Annotated in this window: 18 protein-coding genes and 1 pseudogene; 16 read left to right on the forward strand and 3 right to left on the reverse strand. The window is 61.5% G+C overall.

What is annotated here, in order from left to right:
- A partial coding sequence (locus tag PMI21_RS04860; protein ID WP_007940966.1) for a retention module-containing protein occupies positions 1 to 3025 on the reverse strand: 3025 nt, incomplete at its 3' end.
- Positions 3026 to 3382: 357 nt separating this feature from the next.
- On the opposite strand from PMI21_RS04860, the gene PMI21_RS04855 reads away from it, so the two are divergent.
- The 15 genes and pseudogenes from PMI21_RS04855 (at position 3383) to PMI21_RS04785 (ending at position 22607) form a co-directional block, all read left to right on the forward strand.
- The gene (locus PMI21_RS04855) at positions 3383 to 4735 is read left to right on the forward strand and encodes a TolC family outer membrane protein (protein ID WP_007940967.1); all 1353 of its coding nucleotides are present in this window, start codon (positions 3383 to 3385) and stop codon (positions 4733 to 4735) included.
- Positions 4736 to 4774: 39 nt separating this feature from the next.
- Entirely contained in the window at positions 4775 to 6931 is a 2157-nt protein-coding gene (locus PMI21_RS04850; protein ID WP_007940968.1) for a type I secretion system permease/ATPase, read from the forward strand.
- Positions 6921 to 8288: an HlyD family type I secretion periplasmic adaptor subunit gene (locus PMI21_RS04845; RefSeq protein ID WP_007940970.1), complete on the forward strand. Its 1368-nt coding sequence runs from the start codon at positions 6921 to 6923 to the stop codon at positions 8286 to 8288. The genes PMI21_RS04850 and PMI21_RS04845 overlap by 11 nt, the downstream gene beginning before the upstream one ends.
- 343 nt (positions 8289 to 8631) lie before the next feature.
- Positions 8632 to 9515: pseudogene (locus PMI21_RS04840) on the forward strand (TauD/TfdA dioxygenase family protein).
- Between the two features lie 15 nt (positions 9516 to 9530).
- Positions 9531 to 10556, forward strand: coding sequence for an ABC transporter substrate-binding protein (locus PMI21_RS04835; protein ID WP_007940973.1), 1026 nt, complete (start codon positions 9531 to 9533; stop codon positions 10554 to 10556).
- Between the two features lie 5 nt (positions 10557 to 10561).
- Positions 10562 to 11422, forward strand: a complete 861-nt coding sequence (locus tag PMI21_RS04830) for an ABC transporter ATP-binding protein (protein WP_007940975.1) — start codon at positions 10562 to 10564, stop codon at positions 11420 to 11422.
- Between the two features lie 20 nt (positions 11423 to 11442).
- Positions 11443 to 12309 (forward strand): ABC transporter permease, encoded by an 867-nt coding sequence (locus tag PMI21_RS04825; RefSeq protein WP_007940977.1) that lies wholly within the window; start codon positions 11443 to 11445, stop codon positions 12307 to 12309.
- A gap of 53 nt (positions 12310 to 12362) precedes the next feature.
- Positions 12363 to 13283 carry a LysR family transcriptional regulator gene (locus tag PMI21_RS04820; protein WP_007940978.1) on the forward strand — a complete coding sequence of 307 codons (921 nt, stop codon included), beginning with the start codon at positions 12363 to 12365 and terminating at the stop codon, positions 13281 to 13283.
- A gap of 107 nt (positions 13284 to 13390) precedes the next feature.
- Positions 13391 to 14929, forward strand: a complete 1539-nt coding sequence (locus PMI21_RS04815; protein ID WP_007940979.1) for an MFS transporter — start codon at positions 13391 to 13393, stop codon at positions 14927 to 14929.
- Between the two features lie 26 nt (positions 14930 to 14955).
- On the forward strand, positions 14956 to 16026 hold the full coding sequence (locus tag PMI21_RS04810) for an HlyD family secretion protein (RefSeq protein WP_007940980.1): 1071 nt from the start codon (positions 14956 to 14958) through the stop codon (positions 16024 to 16026).
- Positions 16023 to 17621, forward strand: coding sequence for an efflux transporter outer membrane subunit (locus tag PMI21_RS04805; protein WP_007940981.1), 1599 nt, complete (start codon positions 16023 to 16025; stop codon positions 17619 to 17621). Before PMI21_RS04810 ends, PMI21_RS04805 begins: the two co-directional genes overlap by 4 nt.
- Before the next feature lie 280 nt (positions 17622 to 17901).
- Positions 17902 to 18684 carry an efflux RND transporter periplasmic adaptor subunit gene (locus tag PMI21_RS04800; protein WP_007940982.1) on the forward strand — a complete coding sequence of 261 codons (783 nt, stop codon included), beginning with the start codon at positions 17902 to 17904 and terminating at the stop codon, positions 18682 to 18684.
- Complete coding sequence (locus PMI21_RS04795) at positions 18681 to 20000, forward strand: efflux RND transporter periplasmic adaptor subunit (RefSeq protein ID WP_007940983.1); 1320 nt, start codon at positions 18681 to 18683, stop codon at positions 19998 to 20000. The genes PMI21_RS04800 and PMI21_RS04795 overlap by 4 nt, the downstream gene beginning before the upstream one ends.
- Positions 20001 to 22097 (forward strand): biotin/lipoyl-binding protein, encoded by a 2097-nt coding sequence (locus PMI21_RS04790; RefSeq protein ID WP_007940984.1) that lies wholly within the window; start codon positions 20001 to 20003, stop codon positions 22095 to 22097.
- Between the two features lie 12 nt (positions 22098 to 22109).
- Positions 22110 to 22607 carry a GNAT family N-acetyltransferase gene (locus PMI21_RS04785; protein ID WP_007940986.1) on the forward strand — a complete coding sequence of 166 codons (498 nt, stop codon included), beginning with the start codon at positions 22110 to 22112 and terminating at the stop codon, positions 22605 to 22607.
- 23 nt (positions 22608 to 22630) lie between these two features.
- Here the strand turns inward: PMI21_RS04785 and PMI21_RS04780 are convergent, their stop codons facing one another.
- A complete protein-coding gene (locus tag PMI21_RS04780) occupies positions 22631 to 22942 on the reverse strand; it encodes a DUF6916 family protein (protein ID WP_007940987.1) in 312 nt (103 codons plus the stop codon).
- Between the two features lie 56 nt (positions 22943 to 22998).
- Positions 22999 to 23586, reverse strand: a complete 588-nt coding sequence (locus PMI21_RS04775) for a phage tail protein (RefSeq protein ID WP_007940988.1) — start codon at positions 23584 to 23586, stop codon at positions 22999 to 23001.
- 276 nt (positions 23587 to 23862) lie between these two features.
- Here PMI21_RS04775 and PMI21_RS04770 point away from each other — a divergent pair, with 276 nt between their 5' ends.
- A complete protein-coding gene (locus PMI21_RS04770; RefSeq protein WP_007940989.1) occupies positions 23863 to 25434 on the forward strand; it encodes a glycosyltransferase family 39 protein in 1572 nt (523 codons plus the stop codon).
- The last annotated feature ends 41 nt before the right edge of the window (positions 25435 to 25475 follow it).

Genomic DNA, 25475 nt, shown 5'->3' on the forward strand with positions numbered 1-25475 from the left:
TCACAACCACCGGCGAACCGGTGACCGGCGCCGACACGGAAGCCGTGTAAACCACGGTCCCGCCTTCAGCCACACTCGAAGTTGCGGTCAGATTGACGGTCGAAGCATCGATGGTGTCGGTGACGCTGGTGACTGCCGGGGTGGCACTAGGAACCAGGTTCTCGAAATTGCCACCAGTGGCGGTGGAAATGGTCGCCTGGACTGTGCCGGCGTCTTTGTATACGTCATCGGATGGGGCCGGGACAGTGACGGTGCCGGTGGTTTTACCGGCGTCGATGGTGATCACGGCGCCATTCGACAGGGTCACAGTGACCGGCGTGCCGGCCGCATTGGTCAGGGTCGCGGTGTAAACGATGGAGCCACCTTCAGCCACCGAGTCGGTCGCGCTCAGGCTGAGGGTGGTGGTGTCTGGAGTATCGGTTACCGAGGTGTCGGCCGACTTGCCGTCGACTTCCAGCTTCTCGTAGTTGCCGCCCTTGGCATCGTCGATCTTCACGCTCAGGGAGCTGCCGCCCGCCAAGGCATCGTTTGGCGCAACAAAGTTGACAGAACCGCTGCTCGAGCCGACCGGAATGGTAATGGTCTGGCCGTTGGACAGGGTCACAACCACCGGCGAACCGGTCACCGGAGCAGTGACGGAAGCCGTGTAAACCACGGTGCCTCCCTCAACGACGCCCGCAGTAGCAGTCAGCGAAACAGTGCTGGTATCAATGGTATCAGTCACGCTGGTGACCGCGGCCGTCGAGTCGGTCACCAGGATTTCAAAGTTGCCGCCCGCGGCATCCTTGATCGTAACTTCGACTTGCCCGGCATCTTTATAGACGTCATCGGCAGGGGCGGCGACGGTCACACTGCCGCTGGTCGCGCCAGCGGCGATGGTGATCACCGCACCGTTGCTCAATGTCACGGTGACTGGCGTGCCCGCCGGATTGGTCAGGGTCGCGGTGTACAGAATCTGACCACCTTCGGCCACTTCGGTGGACGCCGACAGGCTCAGGCCGGTGTCGTCTTTCGAATCGGTGATGGTGGTGAGCGCCGGTTCGGTGCTCGGGGTCAGTTGCTCGAAATTGCCGCCGGTGGTGCCGGTGATTGTAGTGCTGACGGTGCTGCCGTTGTTGTAGACGTCGTTGGCCGGGGTATCGACCGTCACGCTGCCGGTGGTCTTGCCCGCTTCGATGGTAATGACCGAGCCATTGCTCAAAGTCACGGTCATCGGCGTGCCGGCCGGGTTGGTCAGGGTGGCGGTGTAGGTGATCTGGCCGCCTTCGACAACGCTGCCGGTGGCGCTGAGGCTCAGGCCGGTGTTGTCGACCGAATCGGTAATGGTGGTAACGGCTGGCGTGGTGCTTGGTACGAGGTTCTCGAAGTTGCCGCCGGTAGCGCCAGTGATCGTGGTGCTGACGGTGCTGCCATTGTTGTAGACGTCATTGGCCGGGGTGTCGACGTTCACGGAACCGGTGGTTTTACCGGCTTCGATGGTGATGGTCGAACCGTTGGACAGGTTGACGGTGACCGGCGTTTGCGCCGGATTGGTCAGAGTGGCGGTGTAGGTGATCTGGCCACCTTCAGTGACGCTGCCGGTGGCGGTCAGGGTCAGGCCGGTATTGTCAACCGAGTCGGTAATGGTGGTGACGGCCGGGGTCGGGTTCGGCACCAGGTTTTCGAAGTTGCCGCCGGTAGTCCCGGTGATCGTGGTGCTGACAGTGCTGCCGTTGTTGTAGACGTCATTGGCCGGGGTGTCGACGTTCACGGAACCGGTGGTTTTACCGGCTTCGATGGTGATGGTCGAACCGTTGGACAGGGTGACGGTAACCGGCGTCTGCGCCGGGTTGGTCAATGTTGCGGTGTAGGTGATCTGACCGCCTTCGGTGACAGTCGAGCCCGCTGTCAGCGTGATGGTGGTGGTGTCGACCGAGTCGGTAATCGTGGTGACGGCCGGCGTCGGGTTCGGCACCAGGTTTTCGAAGTTGCCGCCAGTAGCCCCGGTGATCGTGGTGGTGACGGTGCTGCCGTTGTTGTAGACGTCGTTGGCCGGTGTCGGAACGTTCACGCTGCCGGTGGTGTTGCCTGCGGCGATGGTAATAGTCGAACCGTTGGACAGGGTCACGGTAACCGGCGTTTGCGCCGGGTTGGTCAATGTCGCGGTGTAGGTGATCTGGCCACCTTCGGTGACAGTCGAGCCCGCTGTCAGCGTGACGGTGGTGGTGTCGACAGTGTCGGTGACCTGGGTCACGGCCGGAGCAGTCGGCAAGGTGACCACGATACCGCTGCCGCCCGTGGTGCCGGTGACGGTCACGTCGATCTGGGTCGGATCGTTATAAACAGTGTCGTTCGGCGCCAGCGGAACGCTGACGGTACCGGTGGTCTGGCCGGCTGTGATCACGATCACCGAGCCGTTGGACAGGGTGATGGTCAGGTCGGTCAGCGGTGCCTGGGTCAGGGTCGCGGTGTAAACCAGCACGCCACCGGCCTCGGTGATGGTCGGCGTGGCGCTCAGGCTCAGGGTCGATCCGAGCAGAGCGTTGGCGCTGGTGTTGGCCGTCTGGCCACCGGTGGTGTTTTGTGTTGCCGAAGCGGCAGTGGCGAGGCCTGCTGTCTCGAAACCAATGGTCGGGTTGACCCGGGCCGCGGTTGCCGCCAGGTCCACGAAGCTGTGGCCGCCACCGGCAGAGCCGCCCGCGCTCGCGGCAGTAGGGCCGGCTGCGGTGGCTTCAAGAGCGGTGGTCGGGTCGACACCGGCAGCGATGGCTTGCTGCAATTCGTCAACTGATGGCGCGGCTTGTGCAGTGGCTTGCGCAAGGTCAGCGCTGGAATCCGGATCGCTGCCGCTCCACTGAGTGTCGCGGCCCAGGTCCAGGGTCCGGCCGTCAGCCAGTTCAAGGGTGATGGCGCCGGCGGCACCCGTGTCCACCTGGTCGCCTACCAACAACCGGTCGCCTTCAACGAGTACGCGGCGGATGCCCTCTGGGGACACCGCGAAAACCTGACCAACAATGCTTTTGACGATGGCAACAACACTGCTCATTGAAGACTCTCCGGGTGTCACGTTCAGTTGACTTCCATGAACCGCTCGGGCGTGTTCGCCGGTCGGGGCTGGACGTTCTTACAAAATTCGATACATAACTTTGACGCGCGAAGCGTCAATATTTTGGCTATATTTTTTAGAAATTAACTTTATGCCAAACTATTGACCTTATGGGAGCCATCCTAAACAATCGCCCAAGTAATGTCACATTGATATTTAAGCGGCGACCTGTCCTGTAGCGTGTGATCCAGTTCCGATTTTGAACTTTCCGACATACGGTAATTCCGGTTGCCATCATGCGATGCAGCGCCACGTTCTGCAGTGATTCAAGACAAGAAGTCCCGGGAAATTCCAACTATGCGTTTGCACCTGTTCAAGGTTCTACCCTTCGCCCTTGCCGCCAGCTTTGTTCAGGCTCAGACCCTTCCGCAGGCCATGCAACAGGCACTGGATGTCCATCCGGAAATCCAGGCAGGGGTCAACAATCGGTTGGCCGCGGATTATCAGTTAAAGGCTGCAAAAGGTGGATACCTGCCACGGGTCGATCTGCTGGGCGGTTATGGTCGCGAAGGCACCGACAACGTCTCCACCCGTGCCGCTAGCGGCAGCAACCACTGGGAAACGCTGAACCGGAGCGAGTCAAGTTTACGTCTGTCGCAGATGGTTTTTGACGGTTTTGCGACGTCCAGCGAAGTGGGGCGTCAACAAGCCACCGTTAATTCCCGTGCTTATTCCTTGCTGGGCACCTCGGAACGCACAGCGCTGACCGTCGCTCAGGTCTATCTCGATGTGCTGACCCGCCGCGAATTCGTGCGTCTGGCCGAAGACAACCTGAAAAACCACGAACGGATTTTTGACCAGATCAAATTGCGCACCCAGCGCGGCGTGGGCAGCGGCGCCGACCTCGATCAGGCCGAAGCGCGTATGGCCCAGGCCCGCAACAACCTGATCACCGAGCAGACCAACCTGGCAGACGCCGAGACCAACTTCCTCAGTGCCGTCGGCCAAATGCCCGATCAACTGGAGCGGCCTGCCGATTTTATGGCGCTGTTGCCGGCCAACCTGAATGAAGCACGGGCGCAGATGCTGGAAAACAGCCCGATCCTGCGTTCCGCCGAATCCGATATCGCCGCCGCCGAGAAACAGTACGAAGCCGCCAAGTCGAGCTTCTACCCGCGCTTCGATGCCGAACTGGGCCGCACCGCCGACAACGACCTCGATGGTCAGAACGGTCACAACAACGAATGGCAGGCCATGCTGCGCATGCGCTTCAATTTGTTTGCCGGTGGCAGCAACAAGGCCGATCTGGAATCCAAGTCCTACCTGTCGAACCAGGCGCTGGATATTCGCAACAACGCTCTGCGCGTGTTGAATGAAGAACTGGGCCTGGCCTGGAATGCCTTGAACAACGCCAACGCCCAGGTGCCGATCGCCCAGCAATATGTCGATCGTAGTGCCAGCGTGCGTGGCGCGTATCAGAAGCAGTTCAGCCTCGGCGAGCGGACATTGCTCGACCTGCTCGACAGTGAAAACGAGCTGTTCACCGCTTCCCGTCGGCTCGCCGAGATCAAAAACATTCAGTTATTTACTCAGTACCGAATCAAGGCGACCATGGGCGAATTGCTCAAAAGTCAGGGCGTGGTCGCACCGTTGGCCTCCGTTGTGCAAAATGACGTGAAGCCCAAGGTCCAGCTGCCTGGGATGAATTGAGTCCTGCCCCATTTCAACTGTTAGCCAAGAGTGTCGAGCGTGGAATCAGAAGTCAGTCGAGTTCAACTCATTCATGATCCACGCGCGCTGCATGACGATCCATTACTGGACGGTCTGCTAGCCCTTTGCACGTTGCACCAGAAGCCGGCCAGCGCGGCAATGCTGACCACCGGCCTGCCGTTGCCCAAGCAGCGTCTGAGCGTCGAACTGCTGCCCCGCGCGGCCGCTCGCGCCGGGCTGCAAGGGCGGGTGCTGCAACGCAAGCTGGAGCAGATTCCGGCGATCGCCATGCCGGCGCTGTTGTTGCTCAAGGATGGGCGCAGTGCGGTGCTGCTCGGTTGGCACGGTGAAGACCAGGCCCGCTTGCTGCTCAGCGAGAGCGATGGTGGCGAAGTTTGCGTCAGCCGTGAACTGCTCGCTGACGACTACAGCGGCAAAGTGTTCTTCGCTCAACCCCAGCACAAATTCGACGTCAACCACGGCACGCTGATCCCGCGCGCGCGTTCGTGGTTTCGCGACACCCTCAAGCGTTCTCGCTGGCTGTACGTCGACGCCATCGCCGCCAGTTTACTGATCAACATCATCGCCATGGCCGCGCCGCTGTTCGTGATGAATGTCTACGACCGCGTGGTGCCGAACCAGGCCGAATCAACCCTTTGGGTGCTGGCCATCGGCATCACCGGCGCTTATGTGTTCGACCTGATCCTCAAGAGCCTGCGCAGCCTGTGCCTGGACCTGGCCGGCAAGAAAACCGACCTGATCATTTCAGCGACGCTGTTCGAGCGCATCGTCGGCATGGCCATGAAGTACCGTCCGGCCAGGGTCGGCAGCTTCGCCCAGAACATCCATGAGTTTCAGAGCCTGCGCGACTTCCTCGCGTCGCTGACCCTCACCAGCCTGATCGACTTGCCGTTTACGCTGTTGATCTTCCTGGTTATCGCGATCCTCGGCGGGCATCTGGTGTGGATTCCGGTATTGGCGTTCCCGATTGCCTTGCTGATCGGTTATGCCTTGCAGAAACCGCTGGTGGCGACCATGGAACGAACCATGGCTCTGGGCGCCGAGCGCCAGTCGAGCCTGATCGAAACCCTCGCCGGTCTTGATGCGGTCAAGGTCAACAATGCCGAAAGCGAACGCCAGTATCAGTGGGAGCAGACCATCGGCACCCTCAGCCGCCTTGAGCTGCGGGTGAAAATGCTGTCCGGCCTGGCGATGAACATCACCTTGCTGATTCAGCAACTGGCCGGGGTGATCATGATCGTCTTCGGCGTGTACCAGATCATCGCCGGCAACCTGAGCATGGGCGGTTTGATCGCCTGTTACATGCTCAGCGGTCGTGCCCTCAGCCCGCTGGCCTCGCTGTCCGGCCTGTTGACCCGCTACCAGCAGGCCCGCGTGACCATGACCTCGGTCGATCAGATGATGGAGCTGCCCCAGGAGCGCAATTTCGACGAGCGCCCGCTGAGCCGCAAGATCCTGCAAGGCGCCATTGAATGCCGTCAGCTGACCTTCACCTATCCGAATCAGCAGAATCCCGCGCTGAAGGGCATCAACCTGATCATCAAGCCGGGCGAGAAGATCGGCATCATCGGCCGCAGCGGCTCGGGCAAAAGCTCCCTGGCCAAACTGCTGGTGGGCCTCTATCAGCCGGACGACGGTGCGCTGCTGGTGGATGGTGTGGATATCCGGCAGATCGACGTCAGCGAACTGCGCCACAACATCGGCTACGTGCCCCAGGACATCCAGTTGCTCGCCGGTACGTTGCGCGACAACCTGGTGTCGGGCGCGCGCTACGTCGAAGACGAACTGGTGCTGCAAGCCGCGGAACTGGCCGGTGTCCACGAATTCGCCCGCCTGCACCCACAAGGTTATGAACTGCAAGTCGGTGAGCGTGGGCAGAACCTGTCCGGCGGTCAGCGCCAGAATGTCGCCCTGGCCCGAGCGCTACTGCTCAACCCGCCGATCCTGTTGCTGGACGAACCCACCAGCGCCATGGACAACACCGGCGAAGAGCGCCTGAAACAACGCCTCGCTGCCGTGGTGGAAAACAAGACCGTGGTGCTGGTGACGCACCGGGCTTCGCTGTTGTCGCTGGTGGATCGCCTGCTGGTGATCGACCGCGGGCAGATTCTCGCCGATGGCCCGAAAGCCGCCGTGATGGAAGCGTTGAAAAAGGGGCAAATCAGTGTTGCTTAAGTCCGGGGTCAAAGAATCCATCCGCCGCTACTTCAAAGGCTCCGCGTCGCTGCAAGGCCAGCCCCTTCCCGAGGTCAACAAAGCGCTGATCGAAGACGCCCCGCGCGTGGTGCGGTTGACGATCTGGGCGATCATCGGTTTCTTCGTGTTCCTGATGCTTTGGGCCAATTTCGCGGTGATCGATGAAGTCACCAAGGGCGATGGCAAGGCGATTCCGTCGTCGAAGATCCAGAAAATCCAGAACCTTGAGGGCGGTATCGTTTCCGAGCTGTTCGTCAAGGAAGGGCAAATCGTCGAGGCTGGCGCGCCGCTGATACGTCTGGACGACACACGGTTCGCCTCCAACGTTGGCGAAACCGAGGCCGATCGGCTGTCGATGTTGTTGCGCGTGGAGCGCTTGAGCGCCGAGGTCGAAGACCGTCCACTGAATTTCCCCGCCGATGTGCTCAAAGCCGTTCCCGGCCAGGCCGCCAGCGAAGAATCGTTGTACGTCAGCCGTCGTCAGCAACTGCACGATGAGATCGGTGGTTTGCAGGAGCAGTTGATCCAGAAGCAGCAGGAGCTGCGCGAGTTCACCTCCAAACAGGCCCAGTACCGCAGCGGTCTGTCCTTGCAGCGTCAGGAAATCGCCATGTCCGAGCCGTTGGTGGCTCAGGGCGCGGTGTCCCCGGTTGAGGTTTTGCGCCTCAAGCGTGCCGAGGTCGAAACCCGCGGCCAACTGGACGCCACCACCCTGGCGATCCCTCGCGCCGAATCGGCGATCAAGGAAGTGCAGCGCAAGATCGACGAGACTCGCGGCAAATTCCGCAGCGAAGCCCTGACTCAACTCAACGAAGCGCGTACCGATCTGAACAAGGCCCAGGCGACCGGCAAAGCGCTGGAAGACCGGGTCAGCCGGACGCTGGTGACATCGCCGGTACGCGGCATCGTCAACAAGTTGCTGGTGAACACCATCGGTGGCGTGATTCAGCCGGGCAGCGACCTGGTGGAGATCGTACCGCTGGACGACACCTTGCTGGTGGAAGCCAAGATTCGCCCGCAAGACATCGCCTTCCTGCATCCGGGACAAGACGCCACGGTGAAGTTCACGGCTTACGACTACACCATTTATGGTGGGCTGAAAGCCAAGCTGGAGCAGATCGGTGCCGACACCATCACCGATGAAGACAAGAAGACCACTTACTACATCATCAAACTGCGCACCGAGCGCAGCCACCTCGGGACAGATGAAAAACCGTTGCTGATCATTCCGGGGATGGTGGCGTCGGTGGATATCATTACCGGCAAGAAGACTATACTCAGTTATCTGCTCAAGCCGATTATCCGGGCTCGCGCCGAGGCGTTGCACGAGCGGTAGTTTTCGGGTGAGGCTGATTTTGATCGTTCCCACGCTCTGCGTGGGAATGCCGCCATGGACGCTCCGCGTCCACTGTGACGCAGAGCGTCACGGGATGTATTCCCACGCAAGAGCGTGGGAACAATCGGTGGTAGATAAAAGCCATATAGTTATTCGCTAACGGTATTTAAATTTCAATTCTTATACCTATAAAGTCACTTCCCTGCGTACCTGCCGACCAATCGGCGCGCCGCACGACACGAACCAACACGGGACCTCCGTGAGTTTCTGATCGACGCGCGCCCTTTGAGCGTGCTGTGCGTGGGAGTGATTTTTATGTCAGCCGTCTCTTTTTCTCCAAAGCCTGAGTCAACCAGCGCCGCCACCCTCGCGTCGCAAGCCTTCGACATCCGCCCGTTCAGCGGCGCCGTCGGTGCCGAAATCATCGGCCTGGACCTGTCCTGCCCGATCAATGATCAGGACTTCACCCGCATTCACCGTGTGCACCTGGATCATCACGTCGTGGTGTTCCGCGACCAGCGCATCACCCCCGAACAGCAGATCGCCTTCAGCCGCCGTTTCGGCGTGTTGCAGATCCATGTACTCAAGCAATTCCTGCTGGCCGGGCATCCGGAAATTCTCATCGTTTCCAACATCATCGAAAACGGCCAATCCATCGGCCTCGGTGATGCCGGCAAGTTTTGGCACTCCGATCTTTCTTATAAAGAACTGCCGAGCCTGGGCTCGATGCTGCATGCCCAGGAGCTGCCCTCTGAAGGCGGCGACACGCTGTTCGCCGACATGCACAAAGCCTGGGACAACTTGCCCGAGGCGCTGGGTAAAGCCGTCGAAGGTCGTTCGGCCGCGCATTCCTACACGGCGCGCTACAGCGAAACCAAATTCGAGGGCAACTGGCGCCCGACCCTGACGCCGGAGCAACTGGCTCAGGTCGCTGAAGTCGTTCATCCGATCGTCCGCACCCACCCGGAAAACGGCCGCAAGGCGTTGTTCGTCAGCGAGGGCTTCACCACCCGCATCGTCGGTTTGCCGGAAGACGAGAGCAAACAGCTGCTCGACGAGCTCTACGCCCACAGCGTGCTGCCGCAAAACATTTACCGCCATCAATGGCAGGCCCACGACCTGGTGTTCTGGGACAACCGCTCGCTGATTCACCTCGCCGCCGGATGCCCCAGCCATCTGCGCCGCAAGTTGTATCGCACCACCATCCAGGGCGACGCGCCTTTCTGATTTCGGAGAACCCTCATGTCCAAACGTCTTCCATTTGCACCGTTGGCCGCTGCTATCGGCCTGGGTTTCAGCCTGCTCGCCGGCAGCCTGGTGGCGCCGACCGTGGCCCACGCCGAGGGTGAAATTCGTATCGCCGAACAATTCGGCATCGTTTATCTGCTGCTCAATGTGGTGCGCGATCAGAACCTGATCGAGAAGTACGGCAAGCAGGAAGGCATCGACATCAAGGTCGACTGGACCCAGCTCTCCGGCGGCTCGGCGGTCAACGATGCGTTGCTCTCCGGTTCCATCGACATTGCCGGTGCCGGCGTCGGTCCGCTGCTGACCATCTGGGACCGCACTCACGGCAAACAGAACGTCAAGGCCGTGGCTTCCCTGGGCAACTTCCCTTACTACCTGGTGAGCAATAATCCAAAGGTCAAAACCATCGCCGACTTCACCGAAAAGGACCGCATTGCGGTGCCGGCGGTCGGGGTTTCGGTGCAGTCGCGCTTCCTGCAATACGCGGCGGCCAAGCAGTGGGGCGACAAGGAATTCAATCGCCTCGACAAGTACACCATCGCTGTTCCGCACCCGGATGCCACTGCGGCACTGATCGCTGGCGGTACCGAGTTGACCGGGCACTTCTCCAACCCGCCATTCCAGGATCAGGCGCTGGAAAACCCCAACGTGCACGTGGTGCTGAACACCTATGACCTGCTCGGCCCGAACTCGCCGACCGTGCTGTTCGCCACCGAGAAATTCCGCAACGAGAACCCGAAAACCTATAAAGCCTTTATCGCGGCGCTGACCGAAGCGGCCGAGTTTGCGCAGAACGACAAAGGTGCGGCGGCCGACACTTACATCCGTGTCACCAAGGCAAAAATCGATCGCGCGGCGTTGCTGAAAATCATCGACAACCCGCAGTTCGAATTTACCGTCACGCCGAAAAACACTTACCCACTGGCCGAGTTTCTCTACCGCGTCGGCGCGATCAAAAACAAACCGGATTCGTGGAAGGACTACTTCTTCCAGGACACTAAACCGCTGCAAGGGAGCTGATCGACATGAACGCCCCTTTGCAAGGCCACACGGCCAGCAATCCGATCGCGGCCGCTCAAGCGCTGCTGTCGGTCGACAAGGTCAGCCTGGAATACCGCACGCCTGCGCGTGTGGTTCGAGCGACCCATCAGGTCAGTTTCGAGATCGATCCGGCGGATCGCTTTGTGTTGCTCGGTCCGTCCGGCTGCGGCAAATCGACGTTGCTCAAGGCGGTCGCCGGGTTCATCCCGCCCTGTGAGGGCGAGATTCGCCTGCAAGGCCGGCGCGTCGATACGCCGGGGCCGGACCGGATCGTGGTGTTCCAGGAGTTCGATCAGCTGCCGCCGTGGAAAACCGTCAAACAGAACGTGATGTTTCCGCTGCTCGCTTCCAAAACCCTCAAGCGTAAAGAGGCTGAAGAGCGGGCGCTGCACTATCTGGACAAGGTCGGTCTGGCGGCGTTTGCCGATGCCTATCCGCATACCTTGTCTGGCGGCATGAAAGCTCGGGTGGCGATTGCCCGGGCGTTGGCGATGCAACCGAAAATCCTGTTGATGGATGAACCTTTCGCCGCCCTCGATGCGCTGACCCGACGCAAGATGCAGGAGGAGTTGCTGCTGCTCTGGGAAGAGGTGCGTTTCACGTTGCTGTTCGTCACTCACTCCATCGAAGAGGCGTTAGTGGTGGGCAACCGGATTCTGCTGCTGTCGCCTCATCCGGGTCGGGTACGGGCCGAAGTCCACAGCCATCAATACGATTTGCACAGCCTCGGCGGTGTGGCGTTCCAGGAATCGGCGCGGCGGATTCATCGGCTGTTGTTCGATGAGGGCCAGTCCCCGGAAACCGAACGTGCGCTGGATTTTGCCGACATTCGCATCGCTTATTGAGCCATTGAGAGGAGTGCCCGATGAGCCCGTTATCATCTGCGCGTAAAGAGTACGAAACCGTTTTGCAGCCCCTGACGAGCGTCCCGCTGGAGCTTGAATTAGCCCTCGGTCAGCGTCTCTGGCAACAGGGCTGGTTGCGTAAAAGCCTGATCCTGATTGTGCTCGCGGTGCTCTGGGAAGCCGTTGCCCGTTACCAGAATAACGACCTGCTGCTGCCGGGTTTTTTGCAAACCGCCAGCGCGTTGTACGACGGCCTGCTCAGCGGTGAACTGCTGGGTAAGGTGTGGATTTCGCTGGTGGTGTTGTTGAAGGGGTACCTGATCGGGATTGTGCTGGCGTTTGCCCTGACCACGCTGGCGGTGTCGACGCAATTGGGTCGCGATCTGCTGAGTACGCTGACCTCGATGTTCAACCCGCTGCCGGCGATTGCGCTGTTGCCGTTGGCGCTGCTGTGGTTCGGGCTGGGGCAGAACAGTCTGATTTTTGTACTGGTGCATTCGGTGCTTTGGGCGTTGGCCTTGAACACTTATGCGGGCTTCCTTGGCGTTTCGGAAACCTTGCGCATGGCCGGGCGCAATTACGGCCTCAAGGGCCTGCGTTTGGTGTTGTTCATCCTGATCCCGGCCGCGCTGCCATCGATCCTCGCCGGTTTGAAGATTGGCTGGGCATTCGCCTGGCGCACGTTGATTGCCGCTGAACTGGTGTTTGGCGCCACCAGCGGTAAGGGTGGATTGGGCTGGTACATCTTCCAGAACCGTAATGAGCTGTACACCGACAAGGTGTTTGCCGGGTTGGCGGTGGTGATCCTGATTGGGTTGCTGGTGGAGAATCTGGTGTTTGACACATTGGAGCGGGTGACGGTGAAGCGTTGGGGGATGCAGCGCTGATCTTTTGCTAGCATTGCGTCTGAATCAATCCAGATCAGACACGAGTGCTCAGCATGCAACTCCCGGACATGAACCTGTTGGTCGCCCTCGACGCCTTGCTCGATGAGGGCAGTGTGGTGGGTGCTGCGCGGCGGATGAACCTCAGCCCGGCGGCGATGAGCCGGACGCTGACGCGGATTCGCGAGGCCATCGGCGATCCGATTCTGGTACGCGCCGGCCGTGGCCTGGTACCCACACCCAAGGCACTGGAGTTGCGCGAGCAGGTGCGGGATCTGGTGGAGCAGGCCGCTTTGTTGTTCCGCTCCGCCGATGACGTGGACTTGGGCAGTTTGCGCCGGCGGTTCAGCATTCGCGCCAACGATTTCTTTGTGGGCGTCTATGGCGGCAAGCTGTTTGACACAATGGAACGCCAGGCCCCGCATTGTGAGTTGCGCTTTGTTCCCGAGGGCGACGGGGATGACGAAGCCTTGCGCGAAGGACGCATCGATTTAAACGTCAGCAACAATCGTCCGCTGATGCCGGAAGTGAAGGTGCAGAACCTGTTTTCCACCCACTTTGTCGGGCTGGTGCGCGAGGACCATCCGCTGTTCGATGACGAGATCACCGCCGAGCGTTACGCCGGGTTTTCCCATATCAGCATGTCCCGTCGCGGGATCGCCCGCGGGCCGATCGACACGGCGCTCAACGCCTTGGGGCTGGAGCGGCGGGTGGCGGTGATTGCGCCGAGTTTCCATGCGGCGATGTTCGCCTTGCCGGATTCCGACCTGATTCTGCCGGTGCCCAAAGAAGCGTTGCTGAGCGTGCGGCGCCTGGGCTTGAAACTGCGCTCGTTCAACCTGCCGATTCCGCTACCGACCATCATGCTGACCCAAGCCTGGCACCCGCGCTTCGACAAAGACCCGGCGCACCGCTGGATGCGTGAGACGCTCAAGGCTTGTTGCGATGAGACCTGGTTGGCTGCGCAGCCGGTTTGAATTAACCATTGCGTATAGCGCACTTATAAGCTGCCAATAAGTCAATTTTCGTAAGGCATCGTACTTCCTAAAATGCTTCGGTATCCCCCTTCCGGAGCGTGCAGTACATGACTTCCCTCGCGGCCACGGCGCCTCTCGCCGCGGCTAAACCAGCGGCCGCCGTCGCACCACCGGTGTTCGGCCCGCGAATCATTATCGGCCTGCTGGGTGTGTTGCTGGCGGTGCTGGTGTCGGGCCTGAACGAGATGGTGACCAAGGTCGCCCTGGCCGACATTCGCGGCGCGTTGGCCATCGGCTACGACGAAGGCACCTGGCTGGTCGCCAGCTACACCGCCACCTCGGTGGCCGCGATGGCATTTGCCCCTTGGTGTTCGGTGACGTTCTCGTTGCGGCGCTTCACCCTGTGCGCCATCAGCGTCTTCACCCTGTTGGGCGTGCTGTGCCCGTTTGCCCCGAATTATGAAAGCCTGCTGGTCATGCGCACCCTGCAAGGCCTGGCCGGTGGCGCGTTGCCGCCGATGCTGATGACCGTTGCGCTGCGGTTCCTGCCGGCCAACGTGAAACTTTACGGTCTGGCCGGTTATGCCCTGACGGCGACCTTCGGCCCCGGTCTTGGCACACCGCTGGCCGGGTTGTGGACCGAGTACGTCGGCTGGCAATGGACCTTCTGGCAAATCATCGTGCCGTGCCTGATTGCCATGGTGGCGGTGGCTTACGGTTTGCCTCAGGATCCGCTGCGTCTGGAACGCTTCAAGTCATTCAACTGGTGTGGCTTGCTGCTGGGGTTTCCTGCGATCTGCATGTTGGTGATCGGCATCCTGCAAGGCAATCGGCTGGACTGGTTCGAGTCGAGTCTGATCTGCGGGCTGCTCGGCGGCGGGTTGCTGTTGCTGGTGCTGTTTTTGATCAATGAGTGGTCGCAACCGATTCCGTTCTTCAAATTGCAGATGCTCGGCATCCGCAACCTGTCGTTCGCACTGTTGACCCTGGCCGGCGTGTTGGTGGTGTTGCTCGCGGTGGTCATCATTCCCTCCAGTTACCTTGCTCAGGTCCAGGGTTATCGCCCGCTGCAGACGGCGCCAATCATGCTGTTGGCGGCGTTGCCACAGTTGATCGCGCTGCCGTTGGTGGCGGCGCTGTGCAACCTGCGTTGGGTCGATTGCCGCTGGGTGCTGGGGATCGGCCTGAGCATGTTGGCGTTGTCTTGCACCGGCGGCTCGCAGCTGACGTCGGCGTGGATTCGTGACGATTTCTACGTCCTGCAATGGCTGCAGATTTTCGGTCAACCCATGGCCGTGCTGCCGTTGTTGATGCTCTCCACCGGCAGCATCACCCCGATGGAAGGGCCGTTCGCCTCGGCCTGGTTCAACACGGTGAAAGGCCTGGCGGCGGTGATCGCCACCGGTGTGATCGACGCGCTGACCACCACAAGGCTGCATTTTCACTCGACCATGCTGGTGGACAACCTCGGTAACTCGCCTCTGGCTGATGGCGCCAGCGCGGGCCTCGCTCACCGACTGCATCAGCAGGCCGTGGTGCTGACTTCTTCCGATCTTTATCTGTGCATGGCCGGCGTCGCCGTGGGGCTGATCCTGCTGATTTTCTGGCTGCCGACGCGGATCTATCCACCGCGTGCGCCGACTTGAACGCTTCACTGAAACAGAAGGTTTTTATGACGACTCAATCAAAGCAAAAAATCGCTGTCGGTGTTGCCGCAGTGATGGCGGTCGGCGTGTTGATTTACCTGCTGGCGCCGGGTGTGTTCGGCAAGCGTACACAGCAGAGCACCAACGATGCCTTCGTCTCGGCGGACTTCACCCTGGTGGCGCCGCGCGTGGCGGGTTTCATCAAGGAAGTGCTGGTGGAGGACAACCAACAGGTCAAGGCCGGGCAACTGCTGGCGTTGATCGACGACCGTGACCTGCGCGCTGCCGCTGAGGCTGCCGACGCTGAAACTCTGGTGGCCAGGGCGCAGCTGCAAAACGCCCGGGCAACCCTGGAGCGCCAGACGTCGGTGATCGCTCAGGCCCAGGCTACGGTGGTTTCGGCGAAGGCGGAAATGGCCTTCGCCGAACATGAACTGAACCGCTACAACCACCTCGCCGGGGTGGGCGCCGGCACCGTGCAGAATGCCCAGCAGGCGCGCACGCGCATCGATCAGGCCACCGCCCGGTTGGCCAATGCCACAGCGGTGCTGGCGGCGGAACGCAAGCAAGTGGAGATCCTGACCGCCCAGCGCGATGCCACCGAAGGTGGGCTGAAACGAGCGCAAGCGGCGCTGGAAATGGCCAGTTATGAACTGTCCTATACGCGCATCGTTGCCCCCCTGGATGGCATGGTCGGCGAGCGTGCGGTGCGGGTCGGCGCCTATGTCACGCCGGGCAGCAAGATTCTGGCCGTGGTGCCGTTGGAACGGGCGTATGTGGTCGCCAATTTTCAGGAAACCCAACTGACCGACGTGCAGCCGGGGCAGGACGTGCAAGTGCATGTCGACAGCCTTGGTGGCGAAGCCCTGCAGGGTCGCGTCGAGAGCATCGCACCGGCCACCGGTGTGACGTTCGCCTCGGTCAAACCGGACAACGCCACCGGCAACTTCACCAAGGTTGTGCAACGAATTCCGGTGAAAATCATCCTCGACCCGGGCCAGCCATTGGTCGAGCGGTTGCGGGTGGGGATGTCGGTGGAGGCGAGTATTGATACTGCCAGCGCTACCGCCGATGAGCATGAGGTCGCACAACGATGAATTTCGCCAGTCGCACATCCCTGTGGCGAGGGGGCTTGTCGGACCGCCGCACCGCCCCGTTCGAGTGCGCAGCGCTCGCAAATTTCGGGTCCGCTGCGCGGCCCAACGGGGCGGTGCGGCGGTCCGACAAGCCCCCTCGCCACAGAGTCAGCATTCATTCAGTAGTTTTTGTGTTGAGCCTGCTTTCATTGAGCGCCTGCACCGTCGGCCCGGACTTCCAGCGCCCTCAGCCGCAGCAAGTTGCCCAATGGTCGAAACCGGCCAAAGCCGCCGCCAGTAAGGTCGTTCCCAACGAGATGGACGAACGCTGGTGGGAAGTGTTCCACGATCCGAAACTCTCGGCCCTGACCCAACGCGCCCTGACCGACAACCTCGACCTGAAACTCGCCAGCAGCCGCTTGCAACAAAGCCGCGCCGCGCGCCAGGTGATCACCGCCGAGCGCTATCCCAACACCGCCGCCACCGGCAGCTACGGGCGCAAACGCAACAGCGGTGAAGGCCTGAACGATCCGTCGGGCAACAATGGCGACTCGGCGTACAACCTATGGGATGCAGGCTTTTCCGCCTCCTGGGAACTGGATTTCTGGGGTCGGGTGCGCCGTGAAACCGAAGCCGCCGATGCCACCCTGGAGATGGCGGAAAACGATCGCCGTGGGGTGCTGCTGTCGGTGCTCGCCGAAACGGCTCAGGACTACATTCAGCTGCGCGGTGTGCAAAGCACCCGGGCCGTCACCGAGCAGAACCTCGACGTCGCCCGGCATAGTTTGAAACTCTCGCAACTGCGCCTGGCCGACGGTGTTGCGACGGATCTGGACGTCGCCGAAGCCGCCGCGCAAGTCGCGGCCATCGAATCACGTTTACCGGCGCTGGAGCAGCGTCAGTCGCAACTGATCAACGCGCTGAGCCTGTTGATGGGCGAACCGCCGCAAGCGCTGTCCGCCGAGTTATCCACAGATGCTCCGGTGCCGCAAACTCCGCGTCAGGTCGCCATTGGTTTGCCGTCGCAATTGGCCGAGCGCCGCCCGGATATCCGTCAGGCCGAAGCCCGACTGCATGCCGCTACCGCCAGCATCGGCGTGGCCAAGGGGGACTTTTATCCGCGGATCACCCTGTCGGGCAACATCGGTTCGCAAGCCCTGCAACTGAGTGATTTCGGCTCCTGGGGCTCGCGCTCGTTCGGCATCGGTCCGCAATTCAGCCTGCCGCTGTTCGACGGCGGCCGCTTGCGCGGCATGTTGCACCTGCGCGAAGCCCAACAACAGGAAGCGGCGCTGGCCTACCAGCAAACCGTGCTGCGGGCCTGGCATGAAATCGACAATCAACTCACCGCCTACAACGCCAGTCAGTTGCGCCGTGACCACCTCGCCGAAGCCGTGCGCCAAAACCAGATCGCCCTGCGCACCGCGCAACAGCAATACGTCGAAGGGGTGGTGGATTTCGTCAACGTCCTGACCGTGCAAGGCGAATTGCTGGCGACACAACAGCAGTGGGTCGAGAGCTCGACCGGGGTGTCGTTGGCGATGGTGGGGTTGTACAAGGCGTTGGGTGGGGGATGGGAGTCGGTGTATCCGGTGGCGGAGATGGCGCAGCGTTAATCTGCTCGTAGAAAAACGAAAAAACCGGCCGGAGCCGGTTTCTTCACCCTGACTGCCAGCGAACTTAATCGCTGCGTGTAGGGTTCTGTTCGGCGAGATTAAGGTGATATGTCTGCGCCTGCAATGTGTGGTTGTCCGACTATGGTGTGGGAACTTTCCGGATGGTTTGTAAGGAAATTAATACCTATCCGCCAACGCGCGCTCCAACCAATGATGGCCATCCGCTTGACGAGCCTCCCCGCTGTCGTAGACTCCGTTCATCCGTCAGGGAGTTACGGTTATGCGGCGTTTTCGTATTTGGGTTGCGGGATTAACCTTTGTAACGTGCGTAGTACAGGCGCAAACGCCTGCGCCAGACGATCCGTTGCTGGAAAGCAACGCGGTCGGCGGTAACGCGTCAGCCAGCAGTGAGGCCCGTGGCGTGCTGCGAGCCCGGGATCAGGCGGTGCTCGCCAGCGAGTTGTCCGGGCGGATTGTCGAGTTGCCGTTCAGTGAGGGCGAGTCGTTCAAAAAGGGCGACACCCTGGCGCGGTTTGACTGTTCGGCTTATCAGGCTCAGCTCAACGCGGCTCAGGCCGCCAACCGTGGCGCCGGTGAGGAGCTGACTCATAACCGGCAACTGGCGGCGTTGAATTCGGTGGGGCGCTTTGAAGTGGCGCGGGCCGAGGCCAAGGTCAGCGAGACCCAGGCGCAATCTCAGGTTTATCAGGTTCAGGTCAAGCGCTGCAGCGTAGTCGCGCCGTTCGATGGCCAGGTCGTCGAGCGCAAGGTCAAGCGTTACGAAAGCGTCGCCGCTGGCACGCCGTTGCTGGACGTGGTCGATAACCGCACCCTGGAAATTCACCTGTTGGTGCCGTCACGCTGGATGGGCAAGCTCAAGCCCGGCCAGACGTTCAGTTTTGTCCCCGATGAAACCGGTCAGCCGCTGGATGCCACGGTAAAGCGCCTTGGCGCGCGGATCGACGAAGGCAGCCAGACCTTGCTGCTGGTGGCGACGCTGCCCAACGCCAGCGGTCTGTTGGCCGGCATGAGCGGAACGGCACGTTTCGCGGAGCTCAAGTGAACGCCCCGGTAACGGGCGGCGCGGAGCAGGTGTTCGCCAGGTTTCTTGATCTCGAACGCCAGACCCGCGTCGCTCGCAATCCTTCGCAACTGGCTTACAGCCTGGTCAATGACGGCCAGGCGCTGTTCGGTTTCCGTCATGCCGCGTTGTTGATCACCGGCAAGGTGCAAGCGGTGACCGGTGTCAGTGCGGTGGAACCGAATGCGCCGTTCGTGGCGTTTGTCGAGCAAGCGGTCGCGCAGCTGTTCAAGCTCGAGGTGCTGAAACAGGCACGGGTGATCGCGCCCGATCTGCTCAGCGAATCGATTCAGGCCGACTGGCAAAGTCTGTCGGCCGCTCAGGTGTTCTGGCTGCCGCTGATCGATCATCAGGGCGAGATCTTCGGCGGGCTGTGGCTGGCGCGGGATGTGCCATGGAACCCTTCCGAGCAAGTGCTGCTGTCGCAACTGGGCGACACTTACAGCCATGCCTGGCTGGCACTGCAACCGCGCAAACCCTGGCGACTGCGCTGGACGCGTAAGCGTCAGGTGGCACTGGTCGCGGTGTTGTTGCTCGGGTTGCTGATTCCGGTGCGCCAATCAGTGCTGGCACCGGCCGAGGTCGTCCCGTTGGGCGGCCGGGTGGTCGCGGCGCCGTTGGACGGGGTGATCGCCGAGTTCCTGGTCAAACCCAATCAGACGGTGAAAACCGGCGACCTGTTGCTGCGCTTCGAAAGCACCACGCTCAAGGCTCAGGCTGATGTGGCCGAGCGCGCTCTGGGCGTTGCCGAGGCGGAACTCAAGGCCAATTCCCAACGCTCCTTCGCCGATGCCGAATCCAGTTCGAAAATCGATCTGCTGGCGGCCCGCGTCGAGCAGAAACGCGCCGAACGGGATTACGCCCGTGAACTGCTCAAGCGCAGCGAAGTGCGCGCCGAGCGGGACGGCATCGCGGTGTTCGCCGACGCCGAGCGCTGGACCGGCAAACCGGTGCAGACCGGCGAGCGCTTGATGGAACTCGCCGACCCGAACCAGGCCGAGTTGCGCATCGAATTGGCCGTGGGCGATGCGATTTCCCTGGAACCTGGGGCGCAGGTCGCACTGTTTCTCGACAGCGATCCGCTGCAGCGGCACCAGGCCAGACTCGAACGTTCGGCCTACGAGGCGCAGCCAACGGCTGCCGGGCAATTGGCTTATCGACTGGATGCGACGTTCGACGGCGCACCGCCTCGCATTGGCCTGCGTGGCACCGCGAAAGTCTTCGGCGACCGTGCGCCGCTGGCGCTGTACCTGTTGCGTCGACCGCTGGCCGGGTTGCGTCAGAGCGTGGGCCTTTAGATGAGCCTGCCGAGCCTGCGGGCAGACCTGCAATTGTCGACGGCGGCCCCGGCCCTCGACGGGTCACCGTGCTGGACCCTGGCTGACCCGGTGCGTGGGCGTTATTTCAAACTCGGCGCAGCGGCGATGCGCCTGCTGCGTCATTGGTCCCTGGGCGATCCACAGCAAGTGCTGCGTGCCGCCAACCGTGAGCCGGGGCTGCCGCTGGATGGCGCGGCGCTTGAGCAATTGCTGGAATTTTTGCGTGGCCACGACTTGATCAGCGCCCTCGACCCACCGCAGCGTGCCAGTTACAGCCTGAAGGCTGCGGCTCAGCACCAAAGCCTGTGGAAAATCCTGCTGCATCAATACCTGTTTTTCCGGATTCCGCTGTGGCGCCCGGACGCCTTTCTCAATCGCGTCTGGCCGTGGCTGGAGCGTTTCGGCCCGCGCGCATTGCGCTACGGATTGCCCGCGACGCTGGGGCTCGGGGTGTTTCTGGTGTCGCGGGACTGGCAGCGATTCATTGCCACCTTCCCGCATCTGTTCAGCCTTGGCGGTGCGCTGGCGTTCGCGGTGGCGCTGTTTTTCGCCAAGCTGTGCCACGAATTCGGCCACGCCTTCATGGCCAAGCGTGCCGGTTGTCGGGTGCAGAGCATGGGCGTGGCGTTCATGGTGCTGCTGCCGATGTTTTACACGGACGTCAGCGACGCCTGGCGGGTCAACGATAGACGTGCACGGTTGCTGATCGGCGCCGGCGGGGTGCTGGCGGAACTGGTGTTGGCGTGTATCGCGCTGCTCGCCTGGTCCCTGCTCCCCGATGGCCCCGGGCGCACGGCGGCATTCATGCTCGCCAGTGCGACCTGGATCACCACGCTGGTGATCAACCTCAACCCGTTTATGCGTTTCGACGGCTACTTCTTGCTCAGCGACTTCTGGGAAGTGGACAACCTACAGGGGCGCGCCTTTGCCCTGTGTCGCTGGCGATTGCGCGAGTTCCTGTTCGGCTACGCTGCCCCGGCACCGGAGCCGTGGTCGCCGAAGATGCAGCGGCGTTTGTTGATCTGGGGGTACGGCTCGTGGCTGTGGCGCGCGGCGTTGTTTTTCGGGATTGCGCTGGCGGTTTATCACCTGTTCTTCAAGGTATTGGGGATCTTCCTGATGCTGGTGGAACTGGTGTGGTTCATCTTCCTGCCGATCCTGAGCGAGTGGCGACAATGGTGGAGCCGTCGCGAACAGGCGCATACGCCTCGGGTACTGCTCAGCGGCCTGACATTGCTCGGATTGTTGTTGCTGCTGGCGCTGCCGTGGCGCAGCGCGGTGGAGTTGCCGACGATGCTGGAAGCAGGCCGCGCCAGTGCCCTGTACGCGCCGGTGGCGGCGCGGGTCAAAACGGTGAATGTCCACGACGGCCAGGTCGTCGCCCAGGGCGAGGTGCTGATCGAGCTGGAATCACCGGACCTGGACTCACGCCAGGCCATCGTCCGTCGCGAGCTCCAGATTCAGCAGTTGCAGATGCGTCGTCAGGCCAGCCGCAGCGAAACCGCGGCCGACGCCGGAATCGTCGAACAGCGCTTGGCGGAAGCGGTGGCCGAGTACCGAGGCCTGGTCGCCCAGCGTGAGCGTCTGTTGTTGCGTGCTCCCCACACCGGCAATGTGCGCGATCTGTTGCCACAGTTAACGGTCGGTCGCTGGCTTTCGACCAAGGATCCTTTGGCGCGGGTGGTCGAGGACGGCGCACGGTTGCGCGGTTATCTGGCTGAAGCTGAGCTTTGGCGTGTCGCCCCGGGTGCCAGCGGACGGTTCATTGCCGATGACCCGATGCACCCGGCGATCGCCGTGCAATTGAGCGAAATCGATACCAACGGCGTGGCCTATGTCGATCAGGAAGCACTGACCTCCGATCACCACGGGCCGATTGCCGTGCGCCGGGATCAGCATCAGCGCGCCGAGCCGGTGCAGGCGCAGTATGGCGCGCGCTTGAGCATCCTCGAAAATACGCCGACGCCGGTGCAACCTTTGCGCGGCATTGTGGTGTTGCAAGGCAGAGGCGAATCGTTGCTGGGCGTTGCCTGGCGGCGCATGGCGGCCCTGGGGGTCAGGGAAAGCGGTTTCTAAGGGAGAACAGCGATGGCGAGCAGCGATTCAGTGGCAGCGGACGGCCTGGTGGTCAGGCCTTCGCGGGCCAGCGATGGACCTTTTCTGCACAGCCTTTACCAGGCGGCGCGGCCGGATCTGCAATGGATCGACGGCGAGCAGGAAGTGGTCCAACAGGTGGTTGCCCAGCAATTCAACGTGCAGGAACAAGGGCTGGGGGAGAACTTTCCCAACGCCATGCATTACGTGATCGAGAAACTCGACACGGCCATCGGCGCGCTGACCACCGACTTTGGTCCCAATGAAATTCGCGTGCTGTACCTGGCGTTTATCCCCCAGGCCAGAGGCCGGGGTTATGGGCGGACGGTGCTGCAAGGCGTGCAAAAAGCCGCACAACAAATCCGCTGCCCGGTGGCGACGGTGGTCTGGGCCAACAATCCCCATGCGCGCCAGCATTACCTGGCGCTGGGGTTTCAGGTTGAGGAGCGAAATCCCGCGGCGGAGCGGCTGGTATGGTATCCGCAGGGTTGAATCCACCGCCGCTCCCACACTGTTCAATTGAACGCGATGTAGAAATAACCCACATCGGGATCCCGCCCCATGGTCGGCACTCGCGAGACGAAAATATTTTCCACCTGACCCAGTTCCGGCAACTCCAGCGCACACAAACCATCGACAAAGTCAGTGGGTTGCAGGCTGTTGAGCTCGACGCTGAACGGCATGCGCTCGCTTTTGGGCATCTGTGAATGGGGTGTTTCTTTCAGGGTGTCGATATGGATCGGCAACTCACTGCCATCGGGCAGCCGCAGCGTCCCGGTCTTGCCCAGCAGTGCCTGAAAGTGTTGGCTTTGAACCTGTTGCAGCATGGCATCCCTCCATCAAGCAAAAGTGGCCGGGGGATGTGCATCCCCCGACCAGACCCTCAGTTACGCGAAGGGAACAGCCCGTTCAGGGCGATGCTGAAGTTGAGCACCAGGAACGGGTTCAAAACCGACATGGGCAAACCGTTGCCGGCGGACGAGATTTCCCCCGTCACTGTGCTGGTTACACCCTTGAGCGGCACCGCCGCGGCACCTTGCTGATCGGAATAGATGCTCGCCGAGCCTGGCCCGCCGCCCGAGGCACCGATGTACGAGTTGGTCGCGGTCGGGTTGGTGACCGGGTTGCTCGCCGGGCTGGCCAGTTGCAGGGTGGTGGTGGCCGTGAGCCCGGACAAGGCGTGGGTGTGGTTGGGCAGGTTATTGATGGTCGCGGTGACGCTCTCGGTCCCGGAGACTTCGCCGATGACGCGCGGGGTCAGGCCCAGGCCGTTGCCCTGGGCCATTGGCAGACGACCCTGCAGGTTGGGCAGCATGAAATTGGTGGTGCCATTGCCTCCATAGTAGGTTCCCAGCAGTGAGAAAAGCGCCTGGTATTGTGAAATCGCCAACGTTTGGCCGTAGCACAGGGCCCAGCCGTTGGGGGCGAAGTTAAAGGCGAAAGGTTGGATAGTGCCCATGAATACTTCCATAGTTCCTCATCCCTCAGGTTAGTGTCTGATGCGTCACGTTGCAGGCCCGGTTATCCGGGTAGTTCGCAGTGATCAGCCGACTCCATTCATCTCCGTGGCTGGGTCACGCCACGCCAAAGCGTAGACGCAGATCGCAATGATTGCCGGACGTCGTCCGTCGCAAAGTCGGCATCGACGACGGGCCTGCGGCTGTCCTACAGTGCTCGGGAAACTTCCGTATTCACTGGGTAGTAGCTCACCAAGTCAAAGCTCACAGGGTTGTAGCAAGGGGAGGCAATGGAGGCGCGTAGAGAAACACCGCTGGGCGATACCCAGGATCCGCACGCGATGCCGGGCTCGTGGGCGGCTGCCCGGCGCTTGCTGCGATGGGCGCGGGAGCACTGGCTGCTGCCGATCCTGGCATTGGCCGCGCTGGTGCGGTTTTACGACCTGACAGCGGCGGCGATCTGGGGTGATGAAGGTTCCAGCCTGTTGCTGAGCCAGTATTCCCTGGCCGGGATCTGGGAGCACGCGGCCCATGATGTGCATCCGCCGCTGTATTTCATGCTGCTGCACGGCTGGATCGAACTGTTCGGCGACGGCATTTTTTCGATTCGCATCCTCAGCGCGCTGCCAGGGATTGTCACGGTCGGGCTCGGCGTCTGGCTGGTGGACCTGCTCGCGACCCGCCGTGCCGCGTTGCTGGCCGGGGTTCTGCTGGCGCTGTTGCCCACGGCGGTGCGTTACAGTCAGGAAGTGCGGATGTATTCGCTGCTGGGGTTGTGGCTGATCGCTGCCACGATCGCCTTGATGTGCTGGATAAAACGGCCGCAACGCACGCGCTACCTGGTGATTTACACCCTGCTGATGACTGCGGCGTTCTACACCCATTACTTCACCGCGCTGTGTGTGCTGTGTCACTGGTTGTATCTGGGCCTGATCCGTGTGCAGCCAGGGTATCGACTGCGGCACATTCAGCGCTCGGGCTGGTGGTTGGCCAATGTGGCCATTGTGCTGTTGTACCTGCCGTGGGTGCCCAGCCTGATCGATCTGATCCAGCACATGGATCTGCTCAAGGCCAATGGCGATGTGGGGTGGGAGCCCCCCGTCACGCTCGGCTCATTGCCGTCGATGATCTGGTCGCTCTTGATCCAGGACGATGGCGAGAACCTGCCCACGCTGATTTTTATCGCGCTGCCACTGGCATTGGCGGCGCTGGTGGGCGTGGCGCTGGCCCGCGACCGCAGTGTGTTCCGTGGTAGTGCGCTGGCGGTGATCTACATCGCGCTCCCGTTATTGCTGGTGTTTGCGGTGTCATTCATCTCGCCGGTGTTCATCGAGCGTTACCTGACTGCTTATGCCTTGGGCCTGCCGATGGTTGTCGCGCTGGCCGTCGATCGCTTATACGCAGACTTCAAGGTATTGGCGTTGGCCGTGCTGCTGCTGTTTGCCGGCGTCGAGCTGGTGGGGCTGAAGAACAATGCCACGGTGGATACCGACGATCAGATCAGCGTCATGGTCAACTACGTGAACCAGCACTTCATGCCCGGCGACCGGATCGTCACCAGCGACATGCTCTGGTACCTGAGTTACGTCTATTACAACCAGACCAACGCCAAACCGATGCTGTACACGCCGCCGTTGGCCGATGGTCGGTCGGGCAGGCCGAACGCCTACGGTTTTGGCACGTTGGTGACCAATGACATCTATCTGGATAGCCTAGGCGCCTTGCCCAAAGGCACTGGACGAGTATGGCTGGTCGGTACCATTGAGGGGCCGGACGAGTTCGCGCCGTTGCCCGCAGGCTGGCAACGCGTCAGCGATGCCCGGGCGGGCGGCGCCGAGGCACGCTTGTATGTACTGAAGTAATCCGGTGGGGCAGGACTGAAACGATTCATCTTTCAGTCCGT

Source organism: Pseudomonas sp. GM18 (assembly GCF_000282195.1).
Taxonomy (GTDB): Bacteria; Pseudomonadota; Gammaproteobacteria; order Pseudomonadales; family Pseudomonadaceae; genus Aquipseudomonas.

Coding starts and splice junctions, on each gene's coding strand:
- PMI21_RS04825 (WP_007940977.1), top strand. CDS start 11,443: ATGAGCCCGTTATCATCTGCGCGTAAAGAGTACGAAACCGTTTTGCAG.
- PMI21_RS04820 (WP_007940978.1), top strand. CDS start 12,363: ATGCAACTCCCGGACATGAACCTGTTGGTCGCCCTCGACGCCTTGCTC.
- PMI21_RS04830 (WP_007940975.1), top strand. CDS start 10,562: ATGAACGCCCCTTTGCAAGGCCACACGGCCAGCAATCCGATCGCGGCC.
- PMI21_RS04800 (WP_007940982.1), top strand. CDS start 17,902: ATGCGGCGTTTTCGTATTTGGGTTGCGGGATTAACCTTTGTAACGTGC.
- PMI21_RS04805 (WP_007940981.1), top strand. CDS start 16,023: ATGAATTTCGCCAGTCGCACATCCCTGTGGCGAGGGGGCTTGTCGGAC.
- PMI21_RS04780 (WP_007940987.1), bottom strand. CDS start 22,942: ATGCTGCAACAGGTTCAAAGCCAACACTTTCAGGCACTGCTGGGCAAG.
- PMI21_RS04815 (WP_007940979.1), top strand. CDS start 13,391: ATGACTTCCCTCGCGGCCACGGCGCCTCTCGCCGCGGCTAAACCAGCG.
- PMI21_RS04775 (WP_007940988.1), bottom strand. CDS start 23,586: ATGGAAGTATTCATGGGCACTATCCAACCTTTCGCCTTTAACTTCGCC.
- PMI21_RS04790 (WP_007940984.1), top strand. CDS start 20,001: ATGAGCCTGCCGAGCCTGCGGGCAGACCTGCAATTGTCGACGGCGGCC.
- PMI21_RS04810 (WP_007940980.1), top strand. CDS start 14,956: ATGACGACTCAATCAAAGCAAAAAATCGCTGTCGGTGTTGCCGCAGTG.
- PMI21_RS04835 (WP_007940973.1), top strand. CDS start 9,531: ATGTCCAAACGTCTTCCATTTGCACCGTTGGCCGCTGCTATCGGCCTG.
- PMI21_RS04785 (WP_007940986.1), top strand. CDS start 22,110: ATGGCGAGCAGCGATTCAGTGGCAGCGGACGGCCTGGTGGTCAGGCCT.
- PMI21_RS04770 (WP_007940989.1), top strand. CDS start 23,863: ATGGAGGCGCGTAGAGAAACACCGCTGGGCGATACCCAGGATCCGCAC.
- PMI21_RS04855 (WP_007940967.1), top strand. CDS start 3,383: ATGCGTTTGCACCTGTTCAAGGTTCTACCCTTCGCCCTTGCCGCCAGC.